Source organism: Protofrankia sp. CiP1_Cm_nod1 (assembly GCF_920888515.1).
Classification (GTDB): Bacteria; Actinomycetota; Actinomycetes; order Frankiales; family Frankiaceae; genus Protofrankia.
This window is the reverse complement of sequence record NZ_CAKKTM010000024.1, coordinates 1-18,906: the sequence shown is the minus strand read 5'-3', so window position 1 is coordinate 18,906 and position 18,906 is coordinate 1. Positions and strand designations below refer to the sequence as shown.

At 69.3% G+C, this 18,906-nt stretch carries 20 protein-coding genes, 2 tRNA genes and 2 pseudogenes; 14 read left to right on the top strand and 10 right to left on the bottom strand.

Annotated elements, in window-relative coordinates:
• Together NBX02_RS01400 and NBX02_RS01395 are read right to left on the bottom strand one after the other, a co-directional pair.
• A pseudogene (locus NBX02_RS01400) lies at positions 1 to 1,152 on the bottom strand (DNA polymerase); the annotation flags it as partial.
• A gap of 168 nt (positions 1,153 to 1,320) precedes the next feature.
• Positions 1,321 to 1,896 carry a hypothetical protein gene (locus tag NBX02_RS01395; protein WP_250280602.1) on the bottom strand — a complete coding sequence of 192 codons (576 nt, stop codon included), beginning with the start codon at positions 1,894 to 1,896 and terminating at the stop codon, positions 1,321 to 1,323.
• A 265-nt stretch (positions 1,897 to 2,161) separates the two neighbouring features.
• Here NBX02_RS01395 and NBX02_RS01390 point away from each other — a divergent pair, with 265 nt between their 5' ends.
• Both NBX02_RS01390 and NBX02_RS01385 read left to right on the top strand, forming a co-directional pair.
• Positions 2,162 to 2,431 carry a type II toxin-antitoxin system Phd/YefM family antitoxin gene (locus tag NBX02_RS01390; RefSeq protein WP_250280604.1) on the top strand — a complete coding sequence of 90 codons (270 nt, stop codon included), beginning with the start codon at positions 2,162 to 2,164 and terminating at the stop codon, positions 2,429 to 2,431.
• The gene (locus NBX02_RS01385; protein WP_250280605.1) at positions 2,431 to 2,694 is read left to right on the top strand and encodes a Txe/YoeB family addiction module toxin; all 264 of its coding nucleotides are present in this window, start codon (positions 2,431 to 2,433) and stop codon (positions 2,692 to 2,694) included. The genes NBX02_RS01390 and NBX02_RS01385 overlap by 1 nt, the downstream gene beginning before the upstream one ends.
• A 462-nt stretch (positions 2,695 to 3,156) precedes the next feature.
• On the opposite strand, the gene NBX02_RS01380 is transcribed toward NBX02_RS01385, so the two are convergent.
• Positions 3,157 to 3,229 (bottom strand) — tRNA-Lys (locus tag NBX02_RS01380).
• Positions 3,230 to 3,558: 329 nt separating this feature from the next.
• On the opposite strand from NBX02_RS01380, the gene NBX02_RS01375 reads away from it, so the two are divergent.
• Both NBX02_RS01375 and NBX02_RS01370 read left to right on the top strand, forming a co-directional pair.
• On the top strand, positions 3,559 to 4,491 hold the full coding sequence (locus NBX02_RS01375; RefSeq protein ID WP_250280607.1) for an ABC transporter ATP-binding protein: 933 nt from the start codon (positions 3,559 to 3,561) through the stop codon (positions 4,489 to 4,491).
• A 13-nt stretch (positions 4,492 to 4,504) separates the two neighbouring features.
• Positions 4,505 to 5,311 (top strand): ABC transporter permease subunit, encoded by an 807-nt coding sequence (locus NBX02_RS01370; protein WP_250280610.1) that lies wholly within the window; start codon positions 4,505 to 4,507, stop codon positions 5,309 to 5,311.
• 33 nt (positions 5,312 to 5,344) lie between these two features.
• Here NBX02_RS01370 and NBX02_RS01365 read toward each other — a convergent pair whose 3' ends face one another.
• Together NBX02_RS01365 and NBX02_RS01360 are read right to left on the bottom strand one after the other, a co-directional pair.
• Complete coding sequence (locus NBX02_RS01365) at positions 5,345 to 5,602, bottom strand: DUF6158 family protein (protein ID WP_250280635.1); 258 nt, start codon at positions 5,600 to 5,602, stop codon at positions 5,345 to 5,347.
• 47 nt (positions 5,603 to 5,649) lie between these two features.
• Positions 5,650 to 6,909, bottom strand: a complete 1,260-nt coding sequence (locus NBX02_RS01360; protein WP_250289640.1) for an acyl-CoA dehydrogenase family protein — start codon at positions 6,907 to 6,909, stop codon at positions 5,650 to 5,652.
• Positions 6,910 to 7,418: 509 nt separating this feature from the next.
• On the opposite strand from NBX02_RS01360, the gene NBX02_RS01355 reads away from it, so the two are divergent.
• The 7 genes from NBX02_RS01355 (at position 7,419) to NBX02_RS01325 (ending at position 12,796) form a co-directional block, all read left to right on the top strand.
• Positions 7,419 to 8,006, top strand: coding sequence for a hypothetical protein (locus NBX02_RS01355; protein ID WP_250289637.1), 588 nt, complete (start codon positions 7,419 to 7,421; stop codon positions 8,004 to 8,006).
• A 241-nt stretch (positions 8,007 to 8,247) separates the two neighbouring features.
• A complete protein-coding gene (locus NBX02_RS01350) occupies positions 8,248 to 10,092 on the top strand; it encodes a carboxylesterase family protein (RefSeq protein WP_250289635.1) in 1,845 nt (614 codons plus the stop codon).
• A gap of 136 nt (positions 10,093 to 10,228) precedes the next feature.
• Positions 10,229 to 10,951 carry a hypothetical protein gene (locus NBX02_RS01345; protein WP_250280615.1) on the top strand — a complete coding sequence of 241 codons (723 nt, stop codon included), beginning with the start codon at positions 10,229 to 10,231 and terminating at the stop codon, positions 10,949 to 10,951.
• A 223-nt stretch (positions 10,952 to 11,174) separates the two neighbouring features.
• Positions 11,175 to 11,247, top strand: a tRNA-Glu gene (locus tag NBX02_RS01340).
• Positions 11,248 to 11,459: 212 nt separating this feature from the next.
• Positions 11,460 to 11,690, top strand: coding sequence for a hypothetical protein (locus NBX02_RS01335; protein WP_250280617.1), 231 nt, complete (start codon positions 11,460 to 11,462; stop codon positions 11,688 to 11,690).
• Positions 11,691 to 11,827: 137 nt separating this feature from the next.
• Positions 11,828 to 12,193: a helix-turn-helix domain-containing protein gene (locus tag NBX02_RS01330; RefSeq protein ID WP_250280619.1), complete on the top strand. Its 366-nt coding sequence runs from the start codon at positions 11,828 to 11,830 to the stop codon at positions 12,191 to 12,193.
• Between the two features lie 228 nt (positions 12,194 to 12,421).
• Complete coding sequence (locus tag NBX02_RS01325) at positions 12,422 to 12,796, top strand: hypothetical protein (RefSeq protein WP_250289632.1); 375 nt, start codon at positions 12,422 to 12,424, stop codon at positions 12,794 to 12,796.
• Positions 12,797 to 13,020: 224 nt separating this feature from the next.
• On the opposite strand, the gene NBX02_RS01320 is transcribed toward NBX02_RS01325, so the two are convergent.
• Together NBX02_RS01320 and vapB are read right to left on the bottom strand one after the other, a co-directional pair.
• Positions 13,021 to 13,455: a PIN domain nuclease gene (locus NBX02_RS01320; protein ID WP_250280623.1), complete on the bottom strand. Its 435-nt coding sequence runs from the start codon at positions 13,453 to 13,455 to the stop codon at positions 13,021 to 13,023.
• On the bottom strand, positions 13,452 to 13,673 hold the full coding sequence (vapB, locus tag NBX02_RS01315) for a type II toxin-antitoxin system VapB family antitoxin (RefSeq protein ID WP_250280625.1): 222 nt from the start codon (positions 13,671 to 13,673) through the stop codon (positions 13,452 to 13,454). Before vapB ends, NBX02_RS01320 begins: the two co-directional genes overlap by 4 nt.
• Before the next feature lie 322 nt (positions 13,674 to 13,995).
• On the opposite strand from vapB, the pseudogene NBX02_RS22835 reads away from it, so the two are divergent.
• A pseudogene (locus NBX02_RS22835) lies at positions 13,996 to 14,148 on the top strand (CATRA conflict system CASPASE/TPR repeat-associated protein); the annotation flags it as partial.
• A gap of 109 nt (positions 14,149 to 14,257) precedes the next feature.
• Positions 14,258 to 14,398 (top strand): hypothetical protein, encoded by a 141-nt coding sequence (locus NBX02_RS22830; protein WP_445548200.1) that lies wholly within the window; start codon positions 14,258 to 14,260, stop codon positions 14,396 to 14,398.
• Here the strand turns inward: NBX02_RS22830 and NBX02_RS01305 are convergent.
• The gene (locus tag NBX02_RS01305; protein WP_250280629.1) at positions 14,395 to 15,492 is read right to left on the bottom strand and encodes a hypothetical protein; all 1,098 of its coding nucleotides are present in this window, start codon (positions 15,490 to 15,492) and stop codon (positions 14,395 to 14,397) included. The genes NBX02_RS22830 and NBX02_RS01305 overlap by 4 nt on opposite strands.
• 112 nt (positions 15,493 to 15,604) lie before the next feature.
• Positions 15,605 to 15,904: a hypothetical protein gene (locus NBX02_RS01300; protein ID WP_250280631.1), complete on the bottom strand. Its 300-nt coding sequence runs from the start codon at positions 15,902 to 15,904 to the stop codon at positions 15,605 to 15,607.
• A gap of 419 nt (positions 15,905 to 16,323) precedes the next feature.
• Here NBX02_RS01300 and NBX02_RS01295 point away from each other — a divergent pair, with 419 nt between their 5' ends.
• The gene (locus tag NBX02_RS01295) at positions 16,324 to 17,115 is read left to right on the top strand and encodes a hypothetical protein (protein WP_250280639.1); all 792 of its coding nucleotides are present in this window, start codon (positions 16,324 to 16,326) and stop codon (positions 17,113 to 17,115) included.
• Between the two features lie 206 nt (positions 17,116 to 17,321).
• On the opposite strand, the gene NBX02_RS01290 is transcribed toward NBX02_RS01295, so the two are convergent.
• On the bottom strand, positions 17,322 to 18,906 hold a 1,585-nt coding region (locus NBX02_RS01290; protein WP_445548199.1), incomplete at its 5' end, for a DUF2334 domain-containing protein.

Below are 18,906 nucleotides of genomic sequence, written 5' to 3'. Positions count from 1 at the left end.
GGGCTGGGCCGCCACCGCGGCCCGCAGGCCGGCGGGCAGGTTGTGCAGACCGGCCTGGGCGGTCATGCGGCCGCCGGCCCCGTCGCTGCCGCGCCAGCCGCCGCGCAGCCGGCCGTCCGGCCCCACATAGCTGTCCAGCCAGCGGTACCCGTAGGTGGTGGCGATCCGCTCGGCCTTCCGCCAGGCCAGCAACGCCGCGACAACCGGGTGGACGTCGCGCAGCGGCTTCAGCCGGGCCGACCTGGTGTCCGGGATGTCGATGCCGAGGCCCAGCAGGGCGGTTCGCAGCTCCACCGGATTACGCAGATCCACCCCGCCACCGAGGTGGGCCAGCACCGGGGCGTCCCGCGCCCGCCGGGACGCGGCATCCTCGGCGCCGTCCCGCGGCCGGGGACCGACGACCTTGGCGATCATCCGCTGGGCGGCCGCGCGGTCCAGCGGCAGCCCGTCCCGTTCCAGCTCGCGGGCGAGCAGCTCCGCCGCGGACTCCGCCCAGGCCGTCAGCACCGCCAACGGTATGCCACCCGGCGCCGCCCGCGGGTCGTCCAGCCGGCGCAACGCCCGCTCCTGCGCCGCCCGGACGGCGAGGGCGAGCTCCGCGAAACGGGCAGCCCGCCGCAGCCGGCCGGCCGGGTCGCCGCGGCCGGGGATGCCCCACGCCTCGTCCGCCCAGCCCGAGCGCAGCTGCCCGTCGCCGCGGACCGGCTCCTGCGGGTCGTCACCGTCGGCCGCGTCCTCCACCACGGCCAGCAGGTCGAGCTGCCCACCCCGCGCCATCTTCCCGCCACCGGCGGCGGGAAGCGGCAGCCCACGGGCGGCGGCCCATACCGCGCCGGGGTCGTCCCGCCGTCCACCGTGCAGCACCCGGTGGACGGCGGCCAGATCCCAACAGACAGCCAGCCGCACACCGGCGGTGACCAGCGGCGCCGCCGCCCCCCGCGCCGACCACCACACCCACCGAGGCCCGAGAACATCCTCGACCTCGGCCACGACGGCGGACGGCTCGTGAGCCCGCACCGCCCAGCCGCCCCGCTCGCAGGCCAGCCCGACTCCCGCCCCGGCGACCACGACCACCGCCACCGGCTCCCGCCGCCCCACCCCGGCCGCCCGAAGAGCACGGGCGACCTCACCGGCGTCCAGCAGCGGCATCATCCGCCCATCTTCGCCCCCGCGAACCTGGATCGGTGAGATCACCTGCGTTGCCGGGTCTGTTCACCAGGACAACTCCCGCCGCCCCGAGCCCGGCACCGCACCTCGTGTACCGGAGACGGATCACGCCACCACGGATTATGTATCACAACGGATGACTACGCGAAAATCTCACCGGCCAGAAACAGAAAGATGGCCTCTATATTTATGCGTGTTAATTCCGAAACACCACGCCCAGCCGACCGTTCCGGCGAATTGCTGGACCTGGTGGAGGGCATGCAGTTCGACATCGTGCGACCCTCGCACCGGCTGCGGCGGAACGGCACCCAGGGCACGAAGGAAGAAGAGGCTTTCATTTCGTCCACTGGTCATGTATACCCCGAACTGGGACAGGAAATTACTGAACGCGGCGACAGGCTCCCTCGGCGCGCCTGGATCCAGCCACCAGGCAGCCAGTAGCTGGGTGCCAGCTCCGTTCTGCGCGTCATATGCGCTCAGTAGCATCGGCCTGTGTCCACCGTCCGACCGCTCCGGTGGAGCAACGCCAAGCAGGACGAATCCGGGCTCCACATTGAAACGATGCGCTTCAGGAGCCCGCCATGATGCCCTTTCGGCAACCTCGGACGCTATCCCGAACCGGTGGTTGTTCATAGCCAGATAACCGGGCGTCGCCAGCAGGTCGGCGGGCATCGTCCGCTGCACCCGGAACCGATCCTCCACCAACAATGATTCAATCTCTGCCGCCACCCGGCTCCGCCGCCAGAACACAGCAAGATGGTACTGGCGCCGCGCAAGGAGCCCTCCGCGGCCACCCTGACGCCCCCACCCGTGCCATCGACCGCCCCGGGCTGGCCATTCCCATCACCACCGGGCACGCCGTCTCACTGTCACCGCCCGATCACGACTGGAGGAACAAGGCTTGACGGAGGAGGATGAGCCGATCCGGGTACCGTACCCAAACATCGTACCTCTATGGTACGGTAAACTTGTACAATAGAGAAGGAGGGTGACAGTGGCTATCAGCGCCAGCGAGGCTCGCTCGCGCCTGTTCCCCCTGATTCAGCAGGTCAACGACGACCACGTGCCGGTACGGATCAGTTCCAAGAACGGAGACGCCGTCCTCATGTCCGCTGAGGACTTCGACTCCTGGCAGGAGACTATCTACCTGCTACGATCTCCCGCCAACGCCCGGCGGCTCATGGAGGCCGTCGCCCGGGACAAGTCGCACCAGGCTGCCGCCGTCAAGACCATGGAGGAGCTACAGGCTCTGGCGGGTGAGTAGTGCGGAGCATCCACTTCGACCCCGCCGCCTGGGAGGACTTTCTGTACTGGCTGGGCGCCGACCGGAAAATGGCGACGAGGATCACGCGCTTGATCGGCGAGATCCAGCGCGACCCCTTCACGGGGATAGGCAGGCCCGAGCCCTTGAAAGGCGACCTGTCCGGCTACTGGTCCCGCCGCATCGACGACGAGCACCGGCTGGTCTACCGGGCCGACGACAAGACAGTGAAGATTCTCAAAGCCCGCTACCATTACAGCGACTGATCAGGACTGAACCGCCCCGAGCCCTGTGGAGACAGAGTCACCTACGCTTCGGGACCATCCCGGCTTTGCCAGCGTGCTTCCCGCCCTCCCCGACGTCTTCCGGGCCGGACCGCCCGCGCTCAGCTCCCACCCGACCGCCGCGACGGTCCGGCGAGAAGGTCTCGCGCCTCCCGCGAGCCTCAGCACCTCACGGCGTAACGTGATCGTCGCCAGAGCCCGCTCTCGCTTACGTAGCCACGCACTGCTCACGTCGACCCACTCGGAGGAACACCCCGCCGGGAATACGACATGGGCAGAGCGGGCACGCAACGTCACCAACAGGATCAAGGTGTTGAGCCCGCACGGCCACCCAGAGAACAAGATCGTAGGGCTTGAGCCCGCGTTGAGCCTACAAACCCTGGGCGGTCTTCCATAATAGATCAAAAAAATAGAATCGCCGCAGGTCACAGACATGATCAAATGTGGGCCGCCAGGGGATCGAACCCTGAACCCGCAGATTAAAAGTCTGCTGCTCTGCCAGTTGAGCTAACGGCCCGCCGAGCCTGATCGTACCTGCCGTGGCGGGTCCCGACGCGGACGGGCGCCTCAGGGCCGATCTGCCCCCGGCTGTCGATGGCCCGTAATAGCCACCCGGTTTACTAGTACTACAGTGCCTACCTTGCGATCATCCTGTTCCGACGGGCCGGGACGGCTCCCCCGGACGCCGGTGGGGCCTGGCTCGGCTGCCCCGCCTGTCCTGGCGCGTAACCGTCCCATGCCCGCCTCCGCTGCGCCTGCTGCCGTTGTGCCTGCTGCCGTTGTGCCTGCTGTCGTTGTGCCTGCTGTCGCTGTACCTGCTGTCGCCGGCGACGGGCGGGAGGCGGTATGACGTTCGCTATCCATGCGGATGGGCTGACCAAACGCTACCGGGGCCGGACCGTGGTCGACTGCCTCGACCTACAGGTGGCGACGGGCGACCGGTTCGGATTCCTCGGCCCCAACGGCTCGGGCAAGTCCACGACCGTCCGGATGCTGCTGGGGCTGGTGCGTCCGAGCGCCGGCAGTGTCCAGTTGCTCGGCCGGAGCATGCCCCGTCACGCCCGGCAGGTGCTGCCCAAGGTCGGCGCGCTCGTGGAGGCTCCCGCGTTCCACACCTTCCTGCCCGCCCGGGTCGAACTGGCCGCTCTCGACTCGGCCGGGCGTGGCGGCGCCCGGCGCTCGCGCCGCAAGCGGATCGAGGACACGCTGGAACGGGTCGGGCTCGGTGACGTCGACGACCGGCCCATCGGCAGGTTCTCGCTGGGAATGAAGCAGCGGCTCGCCCTGGCCGCGGCACTGCTGCGGCATCCCAAACTGCTCATCCTGGACGAGCCGACGAACGGGCTCGATCCGCAGAGCATCCGGGAGATCCGCGACCTGCTGCTCGAGCTGAACGCCGCGGGAACGACCGTCTTCCTGTCCTCGCACCTGCTCGCGGAGGTCGAGATGCTCTGCACCGAAACAGCGATCATCTGTGACGGCCGTCTGGTCGCCCATGACTCGCTCAACGCGCTGTGTGGCCCGACCGGCCGGGTGACCCTGCGCACCCCGGATTCCGATCTTGCCGCGCACCTGCTCGAGCGCGTCCTGGAGGGCCGGGAGGGGCACTCCCTGATCGCGCGGACGCTGAATCCCATGGCGCTCAACGCCGCGCTGGTCTCGGCCGGCGTGCGCGTGCACGAACTGGTGGTGGAACGCCGGACGCTCGAGGACGTCTTCCTCGAGCTGACCGGTAGTGACGGGGGCGGCGGCTGGGAGCCGGCCGAGGACGAGCAGTGATCCGGGGCGGACGATGATCCGGGTCGAGCTGCGCCTGCTGTTGCTGCGGCGGCGGACGTGGCTGTCGGTGTTGATGCTCGCGGCGCTGCCGGTCATCGTCGCCTTCTTCCTGAAGATCAGCGGAACCGGTTCGAAGCCGATAGGCCCGGCGTTCCTGGCCGAGGTCGTCCGCAACGGCACATGGTTCCCGGTCGCGGCCCTCGCGCTCGTCCTGCCGCTGTTCCTGCCGGTGGCGGTGCTTCTGCTGGCGGGGGACGCGATCGCGGGCGAGGCGAGCGCCGGCACTCTGCGTTATCTGGTCATACGTCCGGTCGGACGGGGACGGCTGCTGGCCGCCAAGATGATCTCGATCATCGCCTATCTGCTGATCGCGGTGAGCGCGGTGACCTCGACCGCGTTCACGGTCGGCTGGGCGCTGTTCGGGCTCGCTCCCATCCAGCCGCTGTCCGGTGGGGGGCCGCCCTTCTCCCTGCCGGACGCGACGATCCGGATCGGACTGTCGGCGCTGTTCGTGGCCGCTTCCATGCTCGGGATCGCCGGCTTCGGGCTGTTCCTGTCGACGATCACGTCCACGCCGCTCGCGGCCACGCTCGGTGCGCTCGGCATCCTGGTCACCGCGGGTGTGCTCGACCAGATCCCGTCCGCCGAGGTCATTCAGCCCTACCTGCCCACGCACTACTGGATGGCGTTCGTCGACCTGTTCCGCGCGCCGGTCCCCTGGTCCAGCATCCAACACGGGCTGCTGCTCGAGGGCGGCTACGGCCTGGCAACGATCATCCTGGCCAGGATCGTGTTCGCGGCCCGGGACATCACGAGCTGACCGGGCACGTCACGAGCCGTCACGGGCCGGCCGTCACGAGCCGCCACGGCCCACGGCAGCGGCCCGGCGGCTGCCGGCACGGGTCCGTAGCGGGTCCGGTGTGAGCACCGCGGCGAACCGGCGCCGGTATTCGTACTCCAGGCTGAGCATCCGTGACGTGTGCGTGTCGAACGCGTCCCCGGTGCCGTGCAGGAACGTCTCGTGCCGGGTCGCGTGCAGGTGTTCCACTTCACGGACAAGATCCTCATCGGAGAGATCGCCGGGCGGGATGCCTTCAGGACGACGCTTCATACCGTCCTCGATACCCACCTGACCCGCTGTAGCCACCTCACCGTCAGTCACCACCAGAACGGGTCGAGATCGTCCAGGACGACGTTCGCGAGCACCTCGAGATCATGATCGACGTGGCTGTGCCGCAGGTGGAAACCAAGGTCGGCGACGCGCCGAGCATAGCCGCGGTCGGAGCACAGCGGCCCCGGGCCGAGCGCGCGCCCCACCAGGTCGATCACCTCCGTCGCGCATGTCTCGATCGCGGCCCGCACCTGCAGGGCGCGCCGCCGCGCCGAGCCGCCGGCATCGTCGGGGTCGGCGTCGATCTCCCGTGCGGCCGTCTCCAGGACGCAGCGCCCGGCCATCAGCAGCGCGTCCACCCGGCCCAGGTGGGCCAGCGCACGCGCGTCCAGCGGCCGCCCCCGCCGGTCGGCGAACCAGTGATGGCCGGCGGGAGCGGGGCCACCGGTGGGCCCGTACCGGCTGACAGATCCGTGGTGGCCGGCGGTACGGCCGGCCCAGCCTTCATGATCGTAACGGCCTTCGCGGCCGGCTCGGTCGAGTCGGCCGGCGGCGAACAGCGGGCGGGCCACCCCGATCGCGCCGCCGAACCAGCAGGCCGCGACCCCTGCCGCGGCGTGCCAGAACACGGGCCGCTCCGAGTAGGCCGCGGCGGCCACGCCGAAGCGGCCGGACGTCCCGGACGTCCCGACCGGCCCGCCCACCGCCACGGCCGGCGCCCCGTCGAAGAGCACCGTCGCGGTGTCCGCGCCGGCGGCCATTGTCCGGGACGCCCGCCCACCGGCCGCCACCGCGATGCCGCGGTCGTCCAGCCGCACGGCGAACAGCTGGTGTGTCTCCCCCTCCTCGGCGGTGGTGATCTCGGCTGCCACCAGGGCATGGGTGAGCACCCGCGCCCCCGAGCAGGCCGGCCTGGCGCCGTGCAGCGTCCAGCCGTCCGGGCCCCGGTGGGCGACCAGCGGGCTCACCGGGGTGTCGACGTCCCACACCCCCCACCGCTGGTCACGCTGTGGCACCGGCCCGCCCAGCTCGTTCAGGAGCGCGGCCGCGCCGGCGTGCCCGGCCGCCAGCCGCGCCAGTGTGCCGTCGCTGACAGCAAGATCGGCAAGGACGCGCCAGCGGGCGGCGGTGGAGCCCGCGGCGGGCGGTGGAGGATCGAGCCGGCCGGACGCGACGAGCGCACCGAGCGCCGCACCGGCCCGGGTCGGATCCGACAGGTCCGCGGGCAGCGCCCGGTCCGGATCCGCGCCTGGTGGGACGTCGAGCGGGATGTCGAACGGGCCGGCCGTCGTGACACTCGTTGTCATCAGGATCACCTCATGCCATGTGATGCCGCGTGAATGCCGTGTGATGCCGTGTGATGCCGTGTGCGTGCGCGGACGGCTGCCCGGCGCCGCCGCACGTCCCGCCACTGCCAGTTGCATTACTACTGGTATCTCTGACACCTCGAAGGGTGATGGATTTGTGTCCGCATCCCGCGGATGCCAAACGTGACCCACCCCGGCGTCCTTTACTGTCGGTCACATAACATCCACACTTACCCAACACGTGGCGACAACACTACGTATGGCACCAGAACACGCTAGCCTGCCACTCATATCGGATGTGTCGGATGTGTCGGATGTGTCGGCCGGCGCCATGGCGACGGACCAGGATGCGCGTGATGTGGAGGTGCCGCACGATGTCGTGCGATGCCGCCATGGCCGTGGGCCGCCCTCACGGCGGCAGCCGCGGCAGAAATCGCGGCATACACGGTAAGCAATACCGTAAGCACACTACGTCCGGCCATCGCACGGTGCGACACGTGTCGAGACGTATGGCACGACATGCGCCGAGCTGGGCGTTCCGGCCATTCTTCCGCGCCCGCCCGGAAGAGCGCAACAACGGCACGCTGGCCCTGCGGGCGCTGATCCTCGCGATGACCGTCGCGGCGGCCGGGCCGGTCGCGACCCTGTTCAGGGACGCGGATCCCGCGGGAGCCACCCGACAGCTCGACCCGATTATCACCGTAAGTAACAGCAACATCGGAGGCGCGCTCCTCGCGGACACCCGCTGCCACCCCGACGCGCTCCCCGGCCCGGAGATGGTGCCGCGCGTCGGGTTCGCGACCAGGGCGGCCTCGTGCCCGATCACACGGCCCTCCCTGCCGATCAGCCGGGCCGGCCCGTCCCCGAGCGCCGGAAGGACGACCACCACCCCTGCTCCCGAACCGTCCTCCAGAGCACCGCTGGCGGGCAACCGCCACGGTAGCGATGACGCCGTCCCCATCCCGGCATCCATGAAGACACCACAGCTGCCACCGGCGGGCGTCCTGAGCATCCGCCTGGCCGCCGGCCTGCGGGGGCACGTCGCGGCGACCCGCAGAGCGAGCGGAACGGAGGACCTCGTCGGCTCCGGCCGCTGAGCCTACGATCGCTGTGGACGATCACCGTGCCGGTGCCGGCGGGAACCCGTCCGCGCGGCGGACGGCCGGCTGCCGTCATCATGAGAATCGGCAAGGAATGGATACGGAAGCAGCGCGCCGGTGAAGCATCACACCGACCACCGGCATGAACCGTCGGGAACCCGAGCCCGGCGAGGATATGGACCATGAGACCGGGGGGGCAGCCATGGAGCCGGTCCATATCCGGAGTACGGCGTCGGGCATGATGTCGCTGCTCCTCGTCGTCGCCCTCTTCCTTACGGTCACGTCATGCTCGGCCAACCCGGCCCATGACGACCGTGAACAGGCCGGTGGCGGTTCAACGAGAACCAGCCCCACAGTCGTGCCCGTGACCGGCGGTACGGTCCGCGGCGCGCGCACCGCCCTGGGCACGTCCTTCTATGGAATTCCATATGCGGCACCGCCGGTCGGTGACCGACGGTGGCGCTCACCCCAGCCCGTCGCGCCCTGGACAGGTATCCGGAATGCCACGAAGAAAGCGCATCCCTGCCTTCAGGGCAGCCCGGACAACGGCGGCCTGGGCGAACAGTCCGACGAGGACTGTCTTTTCGTCAACGTTCACGTTCCCGCCGTGGGCGGCGACAGCGGCGCGGACGGCGGCCAGCTCGGCGGCCCCGGCCCGAACGGTGACACGGGCGGCGAGACGAGCGGCGGGGCGGGCCGTGACCGGGCGGGCGGTGGCCGGCTACCGGTGATGTTCTGGATCCACGGCGGTGGTTTTGTCGGCGGCTCCGCGAACGAATACGACGGAAGCCTGCTCGCCGCGACAGGCCGGGTGGTCGTCGTCTCGGTCGAATACCGCCTGGGAATTCTGGGATATCTTGCGCTGCCCGCGCTCGACGCCGAGGACGGGCAGCCCGGGAACAGCCGGTCCGAGAACGGACAGCCCGGGAACGGACAGCCCGGCAGCGGACAGCCCGGGAACGGGCAGCCTGGCAGCGGGCAGGCGCGGCCGGGCGACTCCGGGACATACGCGGTCCAGGACATCACGGCCGCGCTGCGCTGGGTTCGTGACAACATCGCCGCGTTCCACGGCGACCCCGGCAACGTGACGGTCTTCGGCGAGTCGGCCGGGGCGATCGGTACCTGCGCGCTGCTCGCCTCCCCGCCCGCGGCCGGCCTGTTCCATCGCGCGATCGTGCAGAGCGGCCCGTGCTCATGGCCGTTCCTGACAGTGCGGGACGCCGAGCGGACCGGGACCGACACCGCGCGCAGGCTCGGCTGCACCGACCCCGTCCGGGCGGCGGACTGCATGCGTGCGCTACCCGCCCGGGACGTGCTCGCCGCGGCCGACCAGCAGGCCGACATCCTCAGCCCGTTCCCGTGGGCGCCCGTGACAGGCGGGCGGACGCTGCCGGTGCCACCGTCCACGGCCATCGCCACCGGCGCCTTCGCGAAAGTGCCGGTCATCATCGGGACGGTGCGGGACGAGGGCCGCATTTTCACCAGGCCCTGGAGCGGCCGGGCCGGCCGGTTGACCGACCAGCAGGTGAACGCGGTCCTCGACCAGCATTTCCACGACAGGATCGGCGCCGTCCGCAGGGACTATCCGCCGGGCTCGGCGCCGCCGGCCGAACGGCTCGCCCGTGTCATCACCGACGCGCTGTTCACCTGCCCGAGCGTGGCCTCGGCGTCCATGCTGACGCGGGCCGGCGTGCCGGTCTTCTCCTACGAGTTCGACCTGCCCGACAGCGCACCGTCCGTTCCGGGCACGCTCCCCGGTGCCTCGCACGGATGGGAACTCGGCTACCTGATCCCGGACGCCGACCAGCAGTGGCCTGGCTCGGCCCACCGGGAACTGTCCGACACGATGATCCAGTACTGGACGAGGTTCGCGGCCACCGGCGACCCGAACACACCGCCGGCCGGGGCGCCGAACCGCAGGGACGGCGTGGGCGCGGCCGGCCGGACGCTCCCCACCCCGGCGCCGCCCGTCTGGCCGGTCCACACCACCGAGCGGGCGCAGACGCTGTCGATCAGGCCCGGTGACATCCGTCCGATCAGCACCCTCGCCGACGACCATCACTGCGCAACCTGGCAGCGGTGACCGGCTGCCGGCTGCCGGCTGCCGATTTCCGGTTTCCGGCTGCCGGCTGCCGGCTGCCGGCGGCTTCTGCCCATCCCGTCCGGATGGGACCCTGGACGGACATACCGCTCCCAGGCGAAGGCAGAAGGAGACATCAATGGTCGACGCCCACGCCGCCGTGGACGGCTTCCTGCCGAGCGGCCAGGCCCTTCCCTTCACCAACGACTTCCCCAGGCAGCCCGTCCTGAAGATCAGAGTCCCGGGTGTCGGCCGGGTGCCGGTCGGGGACGCCAGCCGCGGGCTGTGCGGAGGGATGGCCTACGCCACTCGCGATCTTTTCGAGGCGAGGCTGCCACCGCCCACGTCCAAGGAGGTGCCACCACCCGACTCGCCGCTGTACCGCTACCTCGTCCGCCGGCTGTTCGACAGCTTCGACATCCCGCGTGGCGTCGCCCGCTACTACCGGCTCATGTCCACCCGGGACGCGGACACCACCCGGTCATCGCTGACGCTGCGCGGCGCCGGGCGGATCACCGTTGTGGACGAGTGGCCACAGGTACGCCTCGACATCGACCGCGGCACACTGTCCCCGCTCGGCATCATCACGGTGCGCTCCTACAGCCCCTTCCAGCTCGGCCACAACCACCAGGTGCTCGCGTACGCCTACGAGCAGCGACAGACCGCGGTCACGCTACGGGTCTACGACCCGAACACACCGCTGGAGCGGGCCGACACCGTGACGCTGTCCTTCGACGTCGCGGACCCGAGCGGCCCGGTGCCGGTCAGGCACAACCTGGCCATCGGCGGACGCCCGGTCCGGGCGTTCTTCCGCACCCGGTACCGCTGGACGGACCCACGGCCCGCGCTCCCGGCCACCTGACCTCACCGGAGCGGGACGCGGGGCCGCCCCTCCGCCGCGGACAGCCGGACAGCCGGACAGCCGGACCATCCCGACCCGCTCCCGCCCGCTTCGCGCCGGCCCGGCGAGCCACGGGCGGAAGGCGGTTTGTCGTCACCGCCCGCCGTCCCCTATGCTCAGCTTGCCGTACCGACGGCAGACGTCGCCGCGTCCGAGCTGTGAGCCAGCCCGATCGCTGCTGCCCGCCCCCATCGTCTAGCGGCCTAGGACATCGCCCTTTCAAGGCGGTAGCACGGGTTCGAATCCCGTTGGGGGCACGCTCCGTGTCGTGCGGTGAGTGGCAGCATCGTGGTGGCCGGCGTGGCTGTTGCTGACCCACTGTGGCTCGCTCGGGCCGCCGGCCTGCGGTCGTTGGTGCAACGGTCCCGCCGGTTCCGCTGAGGTTCGGTGCATCGTTCGTCGGCTGCGTCGCGGCTCGCGGCCGGCTATGAGGTTGACGTTGTATTAACCGGGGCTCATCCTCGGGGAGGTGATCGTCGGCTGGACCGACGAGTTCGACCGCTGGCTGACCCGCGCGGAAGAACAGGGAGGCCGCGTCCTCACCGTCGCTGTCGCGCTCCTACAGGCGCTCACTGAGCTCCCGGCCAGCCCCCTCGAGGAGTCCCCGACCTTCAAACGGGTACGGCAAGCCCGCCGCCACGAACTCTGGCGCGTCGCCCACCCCTTCGACCCGGACGTCGCGGTCCGGATCATCTGCTGATTCCCCGCCGACGACCACGTCGTGGTCGCGTTGATCGGGTTCGACAAGAAGACGATCGGCGACGTGTTCTACGCCAGTGCCGCCACCCGCGGTGAAGCCCTCGTCGACGCCTGGCTGCGCCAGCAAGGAGGCACCCCATGACCGACAACGACACGACCGAGGGCGGCGTCACGTTCCTCCGCGGCAACGACCGCATCCGTCAGCTCGCCCAACGGCCCGATATCGCCGACGAGGTCGCCCAGGTCCGTGCAGGCATGGCCGAAGCCGACCGTACCTACGCGATGGGCTTGGCCGCGCTCCGCCAGGCTGCCACCCTCACCCAGGTCGAGCTTGCTCGCCGCATGGGTGTCACCCAGGCAGCCATCAGCCGCATGGAACAGCCGCACGACCTTCTGTTGTCGACGCTCAACGCCTACCTGGCGGCCATCGGCGGCACTGCCTACATGATCGTCCGTTTCGCCGACGGCCACGAAACCACCCTCAACCTCGCCAAACTTGCATAACCGGACAGCGGGTCGTCGGCCGCCTGGCGGTCGCATTCGAGGCTTGGGCGCCCATTTCGAGCACCGGGGCCGGTCTTCTGGCTCCCGGGCCCGGCGGACTGAGGGTTGTGGAACCTGCGGACTCCGAAGTCCCGGGAACCATCGATGCCCCGAGGGACACTCGGAAGACCATGGATGCGGTCGGGCGCCCTGGCGGACTCCCGCCACGCACGCACATAGCGTGCGCGCATGGGATCAGGCCACGACGATCAGTCGGTGGGCGCGTCTTCGACGCCGAGCAGCCGGCGAGGCGGCGGCCGTCGCGAGCCGCCCACCATGGTCTTTGAGATCCATTGCTTGGACGGTGAGCAGAGCAAGCGTCTCGGCCTCGTGCAGGCACGAGCGATCCACGATGTTCTGGCCTGGATAGCCCAGAACCGGCTGAACGGGGCCGCGCCCGACACCTCGACCGAATCCGGTCACGGGGTCAATCCTGCGCTTGAGGCGGACCCGCACCTCCCTGATCAACAAAATGGCGACCGGTCGGATCACCAGTCCGATTTCACATTTCCAAACTTCGCCCGTATCAAGGGCATCAAGAATTTGGTCGCCAACAACGGCTGATAAAAGAAGCGGAATCACGCAACGCTAGAGCGGCGGACTCTCTGCTTCCGAGCCTGTCCGGAGCATGTCGACAGTTGAAGCCACGAGGAGGAACGGTCCAGGCGAGGGTGACGAGGCTGGCGAAGATGATCGCACAGGGTCGTCCGGGCCCATGGTGATGATCGACCTCGGCGTCAACGGCCTTCATCGCCCGGAGAAGATGGGGCAGACCTGGGCTCACCGAGCTACCCGGTGCCGAGACGGAGCCTCTCGGCGGGCTGCCCGGTGACCGCGGCGATCAGCTCGAAGTCCTTGTCGACATGGAGCACCACAAGCCCGGCGAGTTCGGCCGTGGCGGCGATGAGTAGGTCGGGGACGGATGGTGCGCGGTGGTGCCCGGTGCCGGCGAGCAGCTCCTGGACCTCGACAGCCCTGGACTCGATACGGGGCGTGGTGTTCTCGACGGGCATCGCCGAGACCGGCGGCCGGCGCAGCCGGACGCGGAGATCCTGAACGGATCGTGCGGAGAAGCCGACCTCCAGGATCGTGACCGTCGTGATCCGGAGCAGGCCCTGCTGGATGCGGGACAGCCACAGGTCGGCGTCGGGACTCTCGCTCAGCCGGACGAGAGCGGATTTGTCGACGAGCCAGCGCTGCGTCGTCTCGGCTGTGGCGGTCACGCCCAGGCCTGCCGCATAACCTCCGGGTCGGCGAGATCGCGGAAGGTGGTGCTGAACCAGCGCAGGTCGTCGAGGGTCACCGGGGTGGCCGAGCGTGCCGCATCCTGGGCAAGCTGTCGGCGGAGATACTCGTTGCGGGACAGACCGAGCCGAGCGGCATGCGCCTCGACGGCTGCCAGCACGTCATCGGGCACGTCACGGATGAGCACATCGGACATCAGCCGCACCTCCAAGCGATATCCCATGCTATCAGACACCGGCCGGGCCGCCCTGCGGACCCGGGCAGCCGAGCAGCTTTGCACCTCCGGGCAGCTGGGCGGCCCCCGACATCGAGGTTGCCGGTGAGGAAGCTCAGGGCCACGGTTACCCCGAGCAGAAAGTCACCAGAGGATCATAACCGTCCATCCACCCGCCTGACATCCCGGAAAACGCCAGAACTGTCTGGAACGTGAGCGTCTCCGCCGACGACATCCGGGGGACGGCATCGACGAGAACCTGACACCCGGCCCAGCCGGGCCACTGGTCGCGCCGGAACTCGTGATGCACGTGTTCGCCCCGGTCGGCGGCGAGCACGCGGCCGAAGCGTACGACTACCTGCGCCGGGTCTGGGACGCCTGTGGCGACCAGTTCGGCATGTGGTATCCGATCAGCACGCTCGGCCTGCCCCGGCATCCGCCCGAGCGGCACCGGCCAGCGACCGCCCAGGTCGAGGAGCCGATCGCGGCACAGCAGCGCGGCCGGACCGGACGACAACCGGCCACGAACCCACCGACGGCACCGACGGCACTGGCAGCACCGGCAGATGCGAGTGCTCGTCCTCGCGGACGAGTGGCTCTCCGGCCGGGGTGGTATCACCGCGCTGAACCGGTATCTGTGCGCCGCGCTGTCCGCGGCCGGTGTAACCGTCTGCGGCCGGTCTAACCGTCTACCGTGTCGTCTCTAGGGAGACACGGTCGGAACGCAGTCCTGGATGGCCAGTGATTGTATGGTCGACTTGTACTCTTTGATAGTCACGGATGAACCGGCGATGTACTCTGGGGAGCCGGGGGAGACGTTGCCTCTGATCCCGACCACGTACCGGATCGCCGTGTTCTCGTCCATGCCCAGATGCATGAGGCCTTCGGTCATCACGCGGGCATAGCGATAATTCAGTGGGTTGAAGAACGGCTCGCACGGTTTCTCATCGTAGAACCATCGCGAAGGACGTTCGTTTAGCATTGATTCCGCCACGTCCGAGTTCTGGTGAACATCGCGGAGGGTCCAAGGGGCTGTGAAGCAGACGATGTCTTCTCGCTGTTTATCCGGTCGAGTAGGAGTCCGGCCTCGGAACAGCAGCATGCGTCCGTAGAGCTGATTACTGAGATCCAGTTTTCTCTCCTGTTCGAGTACGTGCCATCGGTCAATGAGGATCCGGACGGTCTCTTCGTACTTGCGAGGGTCGATGTGGCACTCGTCGAGCATGATCATTAAAAACCATTTGAGGGGCATGCGGTAAAGGCTGAAGTAGGTGATATCGTTCACGTCGCCAGTCGGTTCGACGAAGACCCCTCCGCTCGCCCAGTCCGCCTTGTTTACCGGCTGCCATCGCAGGGATCGAAGTGCAGCGTAGATCGCCACCCCGCTCATCCGGATGCCGCCGATACGCTCTATCTCGCCGTTGGGTATTCCCGCGGCATCGAGATAGAGGCCGAGGCGGTCGATGCCACCCCTGTCGTTGCTGGCCAGGTTGGTTCCGTACGCCCCGTAGAGAACGTACCGCGGAACATGGTCGGATGCCGTCTCCAGAACCGACTCCACTGCGTCCCGTGCCGCGTCCACTTGTGGCGGCTCCCTTCCCTGTCGGCCTCGGGTGATAGAACAGACATCTCCTATCTCAGAATAACAGGGCTCCGACGTTCTCGGGATCTTTCCGGCTTTCCCGGGGAAGCCGTGGAAATCAGGAGTGGTGGTCGCGGTGGTGCGTCCGCGGCAGCGGGGCCAGAGCTCCGGCACGTTTTCCTCTTGTCCTGTTTCCCGAGTTCCGCAGTTGGTGGTCACACGAATCTTCTGATCATGGTGCTGGCCTGTGGAAACGCGTGTAGGGCCGGATGGGGGGCGTGTGTCCACGCCCTCGGGCCTGGCCGATCCTGCGAGGGCTGTTCCGGGGTGATCAGCTGGGGCCGAAGGCGGTGGCCCGGGCGGGTGGTGGGACGGAAACTGCCTGGCAGATGGCCTTCTGGGCCGGGGCGAGGGTGGTGCTCTGGGCGACCGTGCCGGCGAGGATGATCTGCATGATCCGGCCGGTCTGGCGGCGGATCGTGCACCAGGTTTGCTCGGATCGGCGTTCGGCGATCCGGTCGAGGTCGGCGGTGCGCCGTGCCTGGTCGCGGGTGGCCTGGTCGGGGCTGTGGCAGAGGATGAACCGGGTGCCGTCGGCGTCGTCGAGCCGGACTTCCTTGTGGACAATCATGAAATTCCCCAGCCGTGCGGGCCGGTGCGGGCCGAACGAGCCGGTTAGGCTAACCTAAGTAGTACTGTCCGGGCTGGGGCTGTCTCCCGTGCATGCGCCTGTAACCTGCGCTGCCGCATCGCATGATGCGGCAGGAACTCCCCGGGGCAGAGCAGCCTGTGCGTCCATGCCCGGCTTCCCGGCACCGCGCGGGCTCGAATCCCGACGGAGATCCCGACTGGTGCATGCGAGTGGTGATCCCTCTTGACCGCCCTGCTCACCGAGGTCTCAACGGCCGGTTGCCCGGCCGGCCGAGGCCGGTCCCGCCGGTGGACGTCTCGCGGCGGCTCACCTGGTCCCCCACGGCCCGGTGTGTTTGCCCACCGCGCCCACGTTGCCCAGGGCGGGAAAAAACGTGACGATGGATGACCGTGACGGTCATGGATCAGTTCCAGCGAATATCGCCCCGGATTTTCGGCCGGCTTCCCCGGAACGCCCGGGAACAGGATTCCCGGAACGGGGACGGCCGGCCGGGGAACGCGCGGAAATCGGCCCGGCGGCGCTCCGCGCGCGACCGGGCGGCGGGGCTGGCCGGGATTACCGCGGTACTCGTCGCGGGCGTGGCCGCCTGCGGCCCGGAACCGGGCCGGCCGGTGGGGGAACGGTCCCCCGGCCGGTGGGAGATCACCGTTTACTACACCGCGGTGGAGAGCTACCACGCGGGCTCACCGCTGGCCGTGCGGGGCTGTCCACGGCGGGACTGCGCCTTCGGCGACGATCTCCTGGGCACCTTCCCGGAGGACTTCGCCCAGGCGGTGCGTGACGAGGGGACAGGCCGGATCACCAGCGGGCCGCGACGGGGGTCGTTCCTGAACTGGTCGCACGACACCGGTTTCTGGCTCGACGACATCCCGGCCGACAGCGCCGGCCGGGCGCTGGTTCCGTTCCGGACGGCGGCGGCCGACGCCGGCACACTCCCCCCCGGGACGGCCTTCCTCGTCGAGGACTGCGGCCGGGAGGAGGACGGCTCCGGGATCGACCCGGACGCCTGCGCCGCGCTGCGCCGGGGGAGGTGGGAGGTCCGCGACGAGTTCACCCCCGGGCTCGGCGGCCCCGGCCACGTCGACCTCTACATCGGCGAGGAGGACAGGCCGGACTTCAGCGGGACCAGCCCGCGCTACCTGACCGGCGTCGGCGCCCGGCTCACCGTCACCGGCCGCGGCACAGGCTGACCGCGGCCAGGACCGGCCGGCCAGCGCCCGGCCGGCCCGTGTCGACCGGTACGGGCGGATCCCGCTAACGGGATCCGCCCGGCCAGGAATGGCCGCCCACCGGCTCACCGGTTTTTCAGCGGTCTTTCATCGGCTTTTTCGGCGGACGTTGCGGAATAGGTTGCTGGAATCCTCAGGAAGGTGTTCGGAGCGGATTTTCAGAGTTTTCAGAGGCTGTTGGCCGAGACGAAGGTGTAGCCGAGGCCGCGCACGCCTTCGACGACGTCCTCCAGGTAGCCCAGGCCCAGATACGGGTGGTAGAAGAAGCTGGCGAACCCGTCCCGGATGACCAGGTTCTTCTGCGCCGCCCCGATCAGGTCGGCGGGCAGCCGGGCCGGATGGTTGTTGAACGGCTCCGGCTCGATGTTGCCGATGTTCTCCGGGATCACGAACGAGCCGTAGACGTCGGTCACCGGATACGGGAAGAACTGCCCGGCGTACTTCGTGGAGTCGATCGCCCCGCCGGCCAGCTGGTTGCGGAAGTACAGACCCCGGTCGTAGCGCCGCGGGAACTTCTGCGCCGCCGCCTTGTAGTCCGCCGCCGACCCGGCGTAGTGCGGGAACTCGAACACGTTCGGCGCCGTGAACCCGGCGGCGGTGAACCCGGCCTTGGCGTTGTTCAGCCGGCCGGCGGCCCAGGACTGGCTGTCGCCGGGAACCGGCCCGTCATAGATGACGTTGTTCTGCGCGTCGATGTGCGCCCGGAAGAACTCGAAGTCGTCCGCGCTCGCCCCCGAATACGGGTTCGCCACATTCGAGTACTGGTGCGTCCAGCCGTGGACGATGAGCGACCCGCCGCGCTGGACGGCGTACTGCAGCGCGCTGACCACATCCGGCCGGGACGCCAGTGTGTAGTCCTGCGGGACGCCGTTGTTGTAGGTGCCGTTCGCGTCGACGTACCGCGGGTAGACGGCGATCGAGAACGGGATGTTCTCATTGTGGAGGTAGTCGGCGATGTCCCGCAGCTCGTCCGGGTCGGCGTCCGGGCCGACGTCCTCGATCCGGACCAGTGCCCGGTGCCGCTGCGTGGTCTGCGGCGCGAGCAGGTCGAAGAGCAGGTCGGCCAGGACGAGGTAGCGGTCGGTCGCGTCGGCGTAGGAGTACGGGATCTCACCGATGTAGGTGAGGTTGTTCGACCGGACCGCCCACGGGAAGCGGCTGCCGTCGGCGCGTACCGCCTCGGCCACCACGGTCGCGACGGCCGGGTTCACCGTGGAGTAGTTCAGGATGCCGGAGCCGTTCGCCGCATAGCGGGTCAGGTCGGTCCCCTTGTAGCTGACCTTACCGACCGACGAGGTGTCGAAGGCTGACCAGTTCCACCCGTAGTTCGTGGTGAAGTTCGGGTCCTGCGCGGTGAGCTGCCAGATGTTGTCGTAGATCCAGATCACCGGCCGGGTCTTCGCCAGCACGTCGGTGAGGAACGCCGTCGGCACCTGCTCGTCGTAGGTCGAGCCGATGTAGATCACGGCCGCGTAGGAGTTCTGCTCGCCCGCGGTGTAGCTGCTGACCGGGTGCGCGGTCCAGGTGCCGAACCGGGAGACCAGGTTGGCCGTCTGGATGGCGTACTGCTCGCCCAGCCAGCCCCATGGGCCGGTCGTGTCGTAGAGGACGAGGGTGCCCGTGGCGCCGCCGCTCAGCACCGTGGCGCCGCCGCTCAGCACCGTGGCGCCGCCGCTCAGGGCCGTGGCGCCGCCGCTGGCGCTCCTGGAGAGGTCGGGCGCGGGGGTCCGCGGCCCGGTCGTGGGCTTGGTG